This window comes from Mesorhizobium sp. M0074, from assembly GCF_040322975.1.
In the GTDB taxonomy this organism is placed as follows: domain Bacteria; phylum Pseudomonadota; class Alphaproteobacteria; order Rhizobiales; family Rhizobiaceae; genus Mesorhizobium.
In genome coordinates, this window is sequence record NZ_JAMYUM010000031.1 from 35728 (window position 1) to 47755 (window position 12028).

Sequence of the window (12028 nt, forward strand, 5' to 3'; positions counted from 1 at the left end):
GCCGGCACGAACGCCAGGCTGCAGCGGCCACCGAGACACCCCGCCCATGGACGTAATTCGCCGTGGCAGGTCTCCTGGCTCGCGGGTCATAGCCTCTACCCGTCTTCCCAAGGCTATTCGCCTCAGTGACATGAGTGGGGTTAGCTTGCCGCTAACAGTTGCGGGGGCAGCGCCGGCATCGCACCGGCTTCCCTCTTAGCTCCGCTGCGGCACCGCCGTACGGAGAACCACGACACGGGAGACAATTACAGCAGCTCGCTTCTTTGTCAATGCCGCATAAAGAAATGTTTATGTCGTTATGTTAAATTTCGGTTGGCATGTTGCCAAAGGTCGCCTCGAAAGCGAAAACTGTGGAAGCCTTGAGCGGCCGGTAAATCAAAGCGATGACGCACAGCGGTCCGGGAGGATAGGAGTTCGTCGGCTGCCGGGCGCAAACATACCGGCAAGCGCCGTGGTGCTGCTTCGCGCATCATGCGAACGCCACCTCGGCATCGAACTTCGGCTCCGAGGTTCCGACCGCTTCGTCGGTGATCTGCTCGCGACCATATTCGGCTCAATGGCGAGGCTGTTGCCTAGGAAGCTGTTGGCCGTGATGCCCTCGGTGATACGACACAATGATTTCGAGGGGAGCACCCGAGGCCGGCGCAGCGCGTGTTGCGAAGTGATCGAGGCCAATGTCTCGACCTGCTTGTTCGCAGCCCACCGGCTCAAGGTAACCGGCTCAAACCAACGGGCCAGCTCAAGTCCTGTCCAAATGAGGCCTGAGCGGCAAATCGTCGTGCACGCGCACGGTTTGGCGTTCGATCTTGTGATGCGTCTTGGGCGGGCAATCGCCACGGTGCAGCGCTTCCAGGCGCGCAACGATTTCGGCGTCATCCTGGGTCTGCCTGTTGTTGTGGCGAACATACTCGACCCAGGTTGGCACATGATAGCACTCGGTCCATAGTTCGGGCTTTTCCAGGTCACGCAGCAACGCCCATTGTCTGGCGCCATCTCGCAGCCGGGCTTTTCGCCACGATGTCATCACACTGAGAAATTCTGGGACATCTCTCTGATCGATACGATAATCGACCATCACCATGATCGGACCGCTTCGTGGCCGCAGATCAAGTTGCAGCGTCGGTTCGCTGAACTTGTTGGTCGGATCCAGATTGAGCGTTTCGAAATCCGGCTGACGCAGAACGATGCCCATCAGTCCACCAATCACAAGAACCACGCTGGCGACGAGGAAGGCTCCCGAAACACCTTGGACATCCGCCAGTTCGCCCCAAAGCCAGCTTCCCGCCGCCATGCCGCCGTATGTGGCCGTCTGATAGAGAGACAGGGCGCGTCCAACCACCCACCGCGGCGCCGAAAGCTGCACTGTGACGTTAAACAGCGAGAATGATTGAATCCAGGCCGCACCGGCCGGCATGAGGAGGAGACAGCTCAGCCAAACGTCCTCACTCCATGCCAGAAAGAAGCAGCTGATCGCCAGTATAAAGAACGCACCGCGAATGACCCATTCGTTGGAGAGAACTTCTCGGACCCGCCCAATGAGGAGCGCGCCGCAAATCGCTCCCAGGCCGAAGAAGCCGAGCATCACGCCGTAGGTGACTGCGGTCCCTTTGATCTGTTCGCGAGCGACCAACGGCAGGAGAGCCAAAATCACAACGGCGGTGAGGCCGAAAATGAAACTCCGGCACATCACCTTGAGAAGGTTCGGCGACAAGAGCACGTAACGGAAGCCCGCCGCCATCGCACTGCCGAAAGCCTCCCGCGGCAGCGCTTGTCGTGCCCGTACCGCTTTCCACCGCAACAGCGCAGCGATCAGAGCGAAGTAGCAAAAGACGTTAAAGAGGAACGCGAAGGCCGCACCGGCTGTGGCCACGATTAGGCCGCCAATCGCCGGCCCGATGCTGCGCATGAGATTGTAGCTCATGCCGTTGAGCGCAACCGCGCTAGGCAGGTGTTCGCGAGGCAGGATATCCCCCATCGAGGCTTGCCAAGAGGGATCGTGCAATGCCCAACCACAGCCGATCAGGAAGGTGAGACCCAGAAGGATCCAGGGTGTCATTTCCCCCGCATAGGTCAGGAACGCCAGGAAGGCGGATACGCAGACCATCAGCAGTTGCGCAGTCAACATGATCCGGCGACGGTCAAAGTTGTCCGCGAGCGCTCCCGCCGCGAGGGAGAAGATCATGTAGGGGAGGGTGGTCGATGACTGGACGAGCGCCACCATTCCATGGGAGGTGGCGATGCTGGTCATCAGCCAAGCCGCCGCCACACCTTCCACCAGGGTGCCAAGGTTCGAAACGAGTGCAGCCGACCATAGCGAACGGAAGGTCTTGTGCTGAAAAGGAACGAGTGAAGATGTTCTCTTCGCCATTGTGGGAAGCTTCGGGATCGACCGCGGGGCTGGATTTGGTTCGCCTCACTCAACCATGGCCTCGCCGTACAAGCCAAGCTGCCACAGTGGCGCGCCTGCTAACCCAGAAAACTTGGCGGCCTTACAGGCATGCGCAGGACGCGCGAAGCCGCTCAAATCTCCCCAGATGGGTCAGCCATCGAAGACCGGCATCACTTGCCCGTTGAGCGGCTATACGATAATGCTCCGCGCTAACCAGGAAGCGCCAAAAATTCGAGCGGCGACTTCATTCTCCTATTCAGGAAGGAACTATGAGGCGGCAGACGCGACCATTCACCGTGGAAGTCAAACAAAAGCGCAATTATGAAAAATCCGCACGTTCCATCTGGGGCAATTTCGACATCGCCGCGGCGATGGCCGAAACAACAAACGAAGTCGAGCCGTTAAATCGTCAGCTTGTTGACTCTACTGTAGTGGCCCTTGATGCTGAACTTTTGCACAAACCTCGAGTGGAGCATTTCATGGCCAATCCCCTGGAAACCGAGTCAGCAGTAGTTCATAGCGAACCGGCAGACAAAGCGGAAACGCCAAAACCGAAGACGAGAGCGCGGCGGTCGAGGAAGCCAGAAGCTGAGGCGAGCGCGCCTGCCCGCAAGGAGGGCGCCAAGCCGATATCCGCGACCACTGAAGCACCGCCGTCAGCGCGAACAGGCCGAAAGAGCTACTCCGCGAAGGATCGTGCCCAGAAGCTGGCGCAGATCGAGACCTCGATCGGCGGCGGCGCTACTCTCAAGAGCGCGGTGAAGCAAGCCGGCATCTCGGAACAGACATATTATCTTTGGAAGAAGGCGGCGGCGCCGGCGGCGGACAGTGACGGGCTGAAGGATCTCGTCGCGCTCGAGGAAGAAAACAAGCGGCTAAAGAGCCTGCTTGCCGATCGTCTCCGCAAGGAGAATGCGGAACTGAAGAAAAGGCTCGGGCTGGATTAAGGAGGGTGGGCAGCTGGTTCTTGGCTCGCCACCTACAGCAATCCCGCCTGCTCCGCCTCTCTGCGCAAATTCTGGCGTGGCCTTGGGCCGATTTGCTGGATGACCAGCCCGGCTGCCAGCGAGCCGAGATCGCCGCAATCCTTGAGGCTGCGGCCTTGCGTGTAGCCGTAGAGGAAGCCGGCGGCGTAGAGGTCGCCGGCGCCGGTGGTGTCGACCAGCTCGCGGATCCTGGTCGCATTGATGGTCACGGTCTCGTCGCCGCGCACGATGACCGAGCCCTTTTCCGAGCGGGTGACGGCGGCGATCTTGCAGTCCCTGCGGATCTGGGCCAGCGCCTCGTCGAATGACGCGGTCTGGTAGAGCGACTTGATCTCGTGGCTGTTGGCAAAGACGATATCGACGGTGCCGGAGCGCATCAGACCGAGGAATTCGTCGCGGTAGCGATCGACGCAGAACGAGTCCGACAATGTCATCGACACTTCGCGCCCGGCGGCGTGGGCGAGCTTAGCCGTCTGCCTGATCGCCTCCTTGGCGCGCGGCGGGTCCCACAGATAGCCCTCGAAATAGGTGACGGCGGCGCCCGACGCCTTGTCGGCCTCAACATCCTCCGGGCCGAGCTCGACGCAGGCGCCGAGATAGGTGTTCATCGAGCGCTCGCCGTCCGGCGTGACGAAGATCATCGAGCGCGCCGTCGGCGGTTCGCCGTTAAGCGGCCTGGTGTCGAAGGCGACGCCCTGGGCATGCATGTCATGCGCGTAGATTTTGCCGAGCGCGTCGTTGGATACCTTGCCGAAGAAAGCGGCGCGACCGCCGAAGGAGGCGACGCCCGCCGCCGTGTTGCCGGCGCTGCCGCCCGAGGCTTCAATGGCCGGGCCCATGCGGCTGTAGAGCAGTTCGGCGCGCCTCGTGTCGATCAAATTCATTGCGCCCTTGATGATGCCGTTGGTCTCCAGGAACGCCTCGTCGCACTGGGCGATGATGTCGACGATGGCATTTCCTATACAAAGCACGTCATAGTCCGGCATCAATGTCTCCGCGAAAATCCCGACGGCTTCTTGCCACGCCGGCCGGCCGGCGGGTCTGGCGAGTTGGCTTTCCGGATGCCAATCCATTCGGCGTCGGCCCTCACGGGGCGGCGAGTCCTGCCTCGCGACGCAATTCGTCGGCCCTGTCTGTCTTCTCCCAGGTGAAATCAGGCTCTTCACGGCCGAAATGGCCATAGGTCGCGGTCTTGCGGTATATAGGGCGTAGGAGATCAAGCATCTTGATAATGCCTTTCGGTCTGAGATCGAACAACTCAAGAATGAGGCGCTCGATCCTTCTTTCCTCAACCCTCGCTGTCCCGAACGTGTTGACCATGGCAGAAACCGGACTGGCCACGCCGATTGCGTAAGCAAGCTGCACCTCGCAGACGTCCGCAAGTCCGCTAGCGACGATATTCTTTGCAACATACCGGGCCGCATAGGCAGCTGAGCGGTCAACCTTGGACGGGTCCTTGCCCGAAAAGGCGCCGCCGCCGTGACGACCCATCCCACCATAGGAATCAACGATGATCTTGCGTCCAGTGAGACCACAGTCGCCGCGCGGCCCGCCGACTACGAACCTCCCCGTCGGGTTGACCAGAATTCTGACGCCTTCCGTCTCCAGGTGGGTCGGCAGGACAGGCTTTATGATTTCCTCAATGACGCCCTCGCGGACCGTCTCTTGCGAGACTTGCTCGTCATGTTGGGTCGATACGACGATGGTATCAAGGGCGACCGGGCGCAACCCCTCATAGCGCACTGAGACTTGGGATTTCATATCAGGACGCAACCAGCCAAGCTGTCGTGCTTTCCGGACATCTGCCTGTCGTTTCGTCAAGCGATGCGCGAGCTGGATCGGCAAAGGCATCAAGGTATCGGTTTCGCGGCATGCGTAGCCGAACATGAGGCCCTGATCTCCCGCTCCCTGCTGGAGGTCCTGCCCTCGTCCCTCGTCAACGCCCTGGCTAATGTCGGGCGATTGCTCGGTGAGTGCATGAACGACGGAGCAACGCCGGCCGTCAAAGCCGACGGCCTCATCGTCGTATCCAATATCGAGAATTGTATCGCGCGCAACTTGGCTATAATCCACCCGCGCATCGCTGGTAATCTCGCCAGCCAGAACGACTATCCCTGATTTTACCAACGCTTCACAGGCGACGCGCGCCTTGGGATCGGTGCGGAGGATGGCATCGAGGATGGCATCCGAGATGTTGTCGGCCAACTTATCCGGGTGTCCCGCGCCAACCGATTCGGAAGAGAACACGAACTGCCTAGCCATGAAATGCCTCACTTCGGGTGTTGGAGTTGTATGGGGCATTTTGCTTAGCCCACCTTACCTGTCGGGGATGCCCGGGACCTCGAACGCAGCGCACGAGTCGGCAACGTCTCTTCGCAGGGAGGCATGGAGATCTTCGTCGTCTGGCTCGCCAGAGGACGGAGTCAATGAAGCGAGCAATTTGCACGGTTTCCACATCGCGCATGCCCATTGACGTCACTGCTGGCGCCCCCAGGCGAATTCCGCTTGTGACCGCCGGATCCCGCGGGTCGCCAGGCACCATGTTAAAGTTTGTGATGATGCCTGCCTTTGCTAGCCGCTCGGCATAGGCCTTGCCGGATAGTGGTCGATCGCGCAGATCAAGGATCAGCATGTGATTGTCCGTCCCCCCGGTAACCAGGTCATAACCTCGCTCGATCAGTGCCTGTGCAAGAGCCTTGGCATTCTTGACGGTCTGTTGGCCGTAGCTTCGGAAGGACGGGTTCGCGGCTTCGTGCAAGGCAACTGCTAGCGCAGCGATGGCATTCATGTGGGGCCCGCCTTGCAGGTGAGGAAAGACCGCCCGGTCTATTCGTCTGGCGAGATTGTATTTGCTCTTTGTATGATACAGGGCCTGATAGCGATCTTCGTTCCTGGACAAAATGAAACCACCGCGGGGACCGCGGATCGATTTGTGGGAGGTGCTGCTGACCACGTCGCAATGGCGCACGGGATTCGGGTGCGCTCCCGCGGCAATCAGGCCGCTGATGTGCGCAATGTCGGCTACGAGATAGGAGTTCGCATCCAGGGCGATTTCTGCCATTGCCGCGTAGTCAAAGACATCCCGCTTGGCTGTCTCGTGCAAGCGGTCATAGTCAATCTGCTGTGTCTTTTCATCTAGTTCATAGGGGACGCGTTGATAGTCAGTTCCGGAAAAGTTGATGGCCCAACCATGAGTCAGATGGCCCCCTTCCGGAAGGGGCAAGCCCATGACTTTGTCACCGGGGCTCAAAAGCGCACGATAGACAGCCTGGTTGGCCGGCGAGCCGGAATAAGGCTGGACGTTGGCATGCTCGCTGCCAAATAGTGTTTTCAAGCGCTCAATGGCTAGATTCTCAAGCTCATCAACGATCTCATTTCCAGCGTAGTAGCGCGCACCGGGGTACCCCTCGGCGTACTTGTTCGTGAAAATCGAGCCGTTCGCTTCCAGCACGGCCGAGGACGCAAAGTTCTCTGAGGCGATGAGCTTAAGGGTCGTCCGCTCCTGCCGCTCCTGTCTTAGAAGCAGTTCGTGAACGCGGCAATCAACCGCGGCCAAGGAAGACTGCCCGTAGGTGTCGGGCTGTGCGATCGCGCCGTCGGCGGAGTTGTCCATGGTAGCTTCGCGCTCCAATTGGATGACCTATTTCACGGTCAAGCATGCGGTCCCCTTCGGCCGCGTGTCTCGTATCGCTTCGAGCCGTTGAAGGTCTCGTTTGTGATAGCCATCGCCGTGGGGCAGGAGATCAACCAACAATTGAACCAGCCCGCCGTCCTTACCTCCTGTTTTGAGATTGTACGAGCACCACGGACGTTGTTCGTTGCAGTAAAGAAAGTCGGCTCTGGCCAGCAGCCGAATGTGTCGTACAACGTGCTCACGACGCAGACCCAGAATCTCCGCTAGCTGGCAGACAGTTAGGTCCGCGTGCGCGCAAAGGCCTAGAATTCGAAGGCGATCTAAATGCGCTGCCGTCCGTAGGCGACTGACCAGTGTCAGCATTGGTCACGACCAAGCCACTTGGAAAGCCTGGGCACTCGTCCTACTGAATTTGTCATTTCGCGTTCTCCACAGATGTTGCAGCTTTCGAACCAAATAATATGGTTGCTTGTCCACCGTCCGGACAATCTCGGTGGCCGTGAAGATACTGTTTTGAGCCGATATGGCTGTGTCGAACAAACAAGATGGGCGCTCTTCTTGCCATTGCCTTTAGCCGAAATTGCACGCAGTTCGGCGGGTCGGAAAATAAGCCACGGTTCGGACCCCACTGACTCAAACGTTGCAATAAGCCTACCATTCACAGCGAACCGGAGTTGCTAAGAGTCTATGAATTTCCTTGAAGGATCTGTTGCAACGTTTGCGCAGCCCGGTCTTGCTCCCGGCTTGCACCGGTCAATCTCGTGCAGACTGACCGTGATGCAAAGATGACAAGGAAGGTTCGCTTTCAATCCGATCTTCTTCCTGGCCAAGTAGTTCGTAGTCTCATAACTGTGGCCTAGACAAAAGCTAGGCTAATCACCGAGGTATGATGTCGTTAGCGTGGTTGGGCCACCAGCAGGTCGACGCCAAGATCGACACGCGCAATTTCCCGCCCTACGAGAATGTCAGTGACTGCGCGCTCTCCCTCGGGCGGTCTGGCTGCGCCGTCTAGAATCTGAATGCGTCTCGCGCCGACCCGTTCAGCAATGAGCTGTTCGGCTTGCCGCATTGACGGCGAAGCAAGCTCAAGTACGTTTTCGCGCATCTCACGCGCCGCCTCGCCGACTTCCGCAAAACGCTTCTCGGCGAACTGCTCCTTAAAGAGCGCAGCGAGATCATCAAATGTTTGAACTTTGGTGGGCTTGGGTTTCGAGCAAAAATATCCAGTTGCCAGTCCAGGTTTATAGGCAAGGCTGTGCGCTTTGTCGTCTGGCAAGGGCCCAATATCCCCTGGTGAGACGAAAATGGACTGCCGTGCTACGGTTGCTCCATTATAAGAGCGGTCGAAATCGCTGATGTTTGCAATACAAGGAGCCGCATAGAAGACGTTTGACGGATAGCGCGCCTCAAGCCGAAGAAGCAGTTCATGCTGACGCGACACATCCCTGCGCATCATGGCAATCCGAAAAAATGGTATCGACAAACCGGGACAATGTCCGCTCGCAATCTCAAAGGCAGTTCCTCGCTTCATCAGCTCCGGAAGCTTGTACTGGAAAAACAGCGGAACCCCTGGGAAATTGATGCGGATGTCAAAGCCAGAATGCCCCTCCTGTATGAGGTTTGGAAAGACCGGCGCGCCTACAGGTGCGGCTGACGATGACCGGATAAGGTTTTCGGTGAAGGCATACCCAAATGAGAACTCCATGTAGCCCACCTTCATTCAATTCTGCTTTCGTGCTGAAGTTTATCCGGGCTCTTTGCCTGCAGCCGAGCAGACTCTATAACAAAAAAACTATGTATACTTGCGATAGTCTGAGTTGTCGATTCCTCGGATAGATATCTAAAGAGCTCACCCACTCTTCTGGCTGCTAGAATGGGAATGGGAAGCTTCTGGTTGATCTGGGTCGAGTTCCAGTTGATTTTGGTAAGCGAAAAAACCTCCTGCGCTATCTCAGCGATTCCCGGCCAGATCGCCGATAAGTTTCGGGCTTCGCGAACAGCGCCAGAGTGCGTAGCCGATATCTTCAACCGGGGCGGCGGCTTCTCCCTCGCCAGTGCCGAGCGCGATCACATGCGTTGCGCATTCGGCCAGCGCGCCGTCAAGGCGCCCCGCTTCCGTCGCGCTGCCGTAAAGGTCCAGGAACCACGCCAGCGAATAAGACCAGTCGGCAGGCAAGTCCTGCCCATTGTGATCCCTTGCGACGACGGCCACGACGGCGTTGCGGCCTTCGGGCGTGCGGGGCTCTATCCCAAGGATCGGGTATAATTTGGGTGTCGGCTGCTGAAGGATACGCGCCGGCACGAGCGACAGTGCTTTCTCCAGCGAGGGAGGAAAATCCTCCAGTTCTTCGGCCAGTTCGGCAGCTTCTCTCCTTCGTCCCTCGCGGCGCGCTTCTGCATATTCTGCCGCAACCACGGCAACGGTGCGCTGCGCCCGTTCAGCGGTGCTGGTGGCAATCAGCTCGGCCGGGATGTCACCATCCTTGATCGCCCAGTGCGTACGGTGCTGTTCGAACTGTTGAATGCCCAGCCGGTCCGCAATTCTCAACACCGCTGACCGGTCGAGAAAGGCATGTTTCGGATCGGGCTCGAAGGTGAAGGCCAGTTCGTGTCCGCGCCGAACGATATTGCGTATGCGGCTGTGCCGGACCACGCGCGCGTGCGGGCCTCCCGCCCCGACTTCGTACATCAAAAGCGCCGGGATTTCCTCCAGCCGGCGCAATGTTTCAGGGCGCGAGGTCGATAGCCTCGGCCTCGGCGCCGCTAGATTCCTTGAACCGGTCAATGGTTGACGTGAACGGCGGCGTTTCCCACCACTCGCCGTGGCCCGAGACAAGCAAGTTAAACATGGCACACCACCGACCTCACGCCGCCTTCTCCATAGACCACTTCACCCGTTCGCCGAGAAAGGCGGCGAACGTTTTCACATTCATATTGCCGCTCGCCTCCTCCAGCCCTGCGAGGTAGGCCTTCCGGTCATCGACTCTGACGACTGTCCAGGGGTAACCGCCTGAAGCCAGCATCGCGTTCATGAGGAACCGCGCCATTCGTCCGTTGCCGTCCGGATAGGGGTGCACATAGCCCACAAGCCAATGCCCCAGCACGGCACGCACGGAGGCCTCCTTCTCCGCCTCCAGCAGGTCGAACAGCTCATTCATACCATCGGCCAGCGCTTCGGTACGCGGCGGCACGTGCTGCGAGCCGCGCAGGTACACAGGGTGATTGCGATATCCCGCAAGCGCGCTGGCTTTGAGGATGCCGGCGGTCACTGACGGCGCGAACAGCTCCCGGTACCACTCCCGGTGAGTGTCCCGCGTCAACGCGCCGGCTGGCTTGCCGTTGATGATCGCGGCAACAGAGTCTTTGACCTTCTGGAATGCGAGGTAGTAGCCACGCGCGGCAAGCGCATCTCGGTTCTTGCGGTCCTCTTCATCAATCTCCGGATTCCAGCTCCCCTCGCGCACCCGGTCGATGAGTTCCGGGGTGACGCTGTACCCTTCTATCGACAGCGAATGGTAGGCGTCGCTTTCGTAGATATCCTCGACGAACTTCATATAGGCGTCTTTGTCGGACGGCAGTCCGGGTGCCTTCGGGAATATCTCGATGATGGCTTCGCGCTGCGATTGCCAGATCGCGCGCAGGCGGGCGACCAACGGCGGTACGCCCGCCGCAATAGTTGTCACTCCAATTTGTCCCGCGAACGGATCGGATTCGCGCACGTCATAGCCGGCGGCTTTGAAGGCGGCCACGATTTCATCGGCAAAGGAGTCGCGTCCTACGCGACGGAAGGCCCCCGCAAGCCGTCCCGCCACGGCGGAATGGCCGCCATCAAGCAGCAGGGCCAGAACGGTTGATACGTCGCGCACCGACGCCATGGCGATCTGCATCTCGATAGGGGCGCGCTGGAAGAACGCTTCCGGCACCCGGGTAAGGGCGGCCTCGACAGTGAACACGCGCTGGTCGTTTTTCTCTGTCAGTTCGGCCGGCATCTCCTTGACCTTGAGGTCATAGAGCGAAGTGCCGAACAGCAGGTCGATTTTGTTATTCGTGCCTTTGGGGGTGTTCACCACCACCTGAGGCGGAATAGTGGGCGCTTCCGCGTGCAGAAGCAGCGACTGCTCCGGTGAGAGGAACCAGTCCTTGCCGAACCGGTCATTGCAGTAAAGGGAGCAGAACTCCCAGAAGCTCGCGTACCAAGGGGTGGTGTCTTGCTGCCGTGCCTGCGGGCCGGTCGACATGAGCCAGCCTTTGATAACATCGCGCAGGAACCCGTTCTGCAGCAGCCGCTCCCGGTGGACGCGGGTCAGCTCATCTGATTTGAATATGCGCCGCCCACCCTCCTGCAGCTCTTTGAGGACGGCCAGTGATACAGCGAGTTTTTCATGGGGCTTGGCCATGGCTGTGCCTTTGCAAGTTTTTAGAGCTGTGCGACTCCAAGTATATAGTGCTGATAGGCGACAAGTCAATGATGCTGTGGAGTTGCAAGTTTTTTTAGTCGGGCGATAACAAGTTTTTTATGCGACAATCGGCAAATGCGATCGTTTCCATAGCCGCGCGAAGGATCGTTACCCGGATGGGCCGAGACCCAGCTCCCCCGCAGGCTACGCAGGGGCTCGGGGCGAGCCTAGAGCCTGGCCCTCCGAAGCGCTTCGAAGGAGGACGCGCCTCTTTGAAAAACTCGCCCGTTGTGCATCGTGGGTACCCGTAAACGCGAATTCTCAAAGGAAAGACGCTCCTTACCTCTCCCTCCCGCCACGATCATCACGGCCGCGCCCGCGCTCACTACGCCGCGACGCCCGCGAGATCGCTGCACGCATCTGATTGGCCACCAGACCGGGTTGCAGATGAAGGATGTCCGTGACGCTGTCGTGTGTTTGCACCGTCACCGCAGTGACGGCAAGGCAGCTGCGCACGCCCATGGAGGAGAGCGTCTCGATATCGCGCGCGATTCCGGCACCCCCACTGGAGTCCGATCCGCCGACGACAAGTACATGCGATGCCTGCCTCAGCGCCCTTTCA

At 59.2% G+C, this 12028-nt stretch carries 8 protein-coding genes, 2 pseudogenes and 1 riboswitch; of the genes and pseudogenes, 1 reads left to right on the forward strand and 9 read right to left on the reverse strand.

Annotated elements, in window-relative coordinates; translation table 11 throughout:
- Window positions 1–47: 47 nt before the first annotated feature.
- Window positions 48–247, reverse strand: a riboswitch (cobalamin riboswitch).
- Window positions 248–739: 492 nt separating this feature from the next.
- Window positions 740–2368, reverse strand: a complete 1629-nt coding sequence (locus NKJ73_RS30540; protein WP_352572129.1) for an MFS transporter — start codon at window positions 2366–2368, stop codon at window positions 740–742.
- Between the two features lie 290 nt (window positions 2369–2658).
- Here NKJ73_RS30540 and NKJ73_RS30545 point away from each other — a divergent pair, with 290 nt between their 5' ends.
- Window positions 2659–3336: a transposase gene (locus tag NKJ73_RS30545; RefSeq protein WP_352572130.1), complete on the forward strand. Its 678-nt coding sequence runs from the start codon at window positions 2659–2661 to the stop codon at window positions 3334–3336.
- Between the two features lie 32 nt (window positions 3337–3368).
- On the opposite strand, the gene NKJ73_RS30550 is transcribed toward NKJ73_RS30545, so the two are convergent.
- The 8 genes and pseudogenes from NKJ73_RS30550 to NKJ73_RS30590 form a co-directional block, all read right to left on the reverse strand.
- Window positions 3369–4361 (reverse strand): adenosine kinase, encoded by a 993-nt coding sequence (locus NKJ73_RS30550; RefSeq protein ID WP_352572131.1) that lies wholly within the window; start codon window positions 4359–4361, stop codon window positions 3369–3371.
- A gap of 100 nt (window positions 4362–4461) precedes the next feature.
- Window positions 4462–5637: a methionine adenosyltransferase gene (metK, locus tag NKJ73_RS30555; RefSeq protein WP_352572132.1), complete on the reverse strand. Its 1176-nt coding sequence runs from the start codon at window positions 5635–5637 to the stop codon at window positions 4462–4464.
- 54 nt (window positions 5638–5691) lie between these two features.
- Window positions 5692–6988 (reverse strand): annotated as a pseudogene (glyA, locus tag NKJ73_RS30560) (serine hydroxymethyltransferase).
- 916 nt (window positions 6989–7904) lie between these two features.
- Window positions 7905–8729 carry a hypothetical protein gene (locus NKJ73_RS30570; RefSeq protein WP_352572134.1) on the reverse strand — a complete coding sequence of 275 codons (825 nt, stop codon included), beginning with the start codon at window positions 8727–8729 and terminating at the stop codon, window positions 7905–7907.
- A gap of 231 nt (window positions 8730–8960) precedes the next feature.
- Window positions 8961–9701: a hypothetical protein gene (locus NKJ73_RS30575; protein WP_352572135.1), complete on the reverse strand. Its 741-nt coding sequence runs from the start codon at window positions 9699–9701 to the stop codon at window positions 8961–8963.
- Window positions 9702–9735: 34 nt separating this feature from the next.
- The gene (locus NKJ73_RS30580; RefSeq protein ID WP_023679689.1) at window positions 9736–9858 is read right to left on the reverse strand and encodes a hypothetical protein; all 123 of its coding nucleotides are present in this window, start codon (window positions 9856–9858) and stop codon (window positions 9736–9738) included.
- A 15-nt stretch (window positions 9859–9873) separates the two neighbouring features.
- Window positions 9874–11406, reverse strand: a complete 1533-nt coding sequence (locus tag NKJ73_RS30585) for a Fic family protein (protein ID WP_352572136.1) — start codon at window positions 11404–11406, stop codon at window positions 9874–9876.
- A gap of 402 nt (window positions 11407–11808) precedes the next feature.
- Window positions 11809–12018 (reverse strand): annotated as a pseudogene (locus NKJ73_RS30590) (bifunctional hydroxymethylpyrimidine kinase/phosphomethylpyrimidine kinase); the annotation flags it as partial.
- Between the last annotated feature and the right edge of the window lie 10 nt (window positions 12019–12028).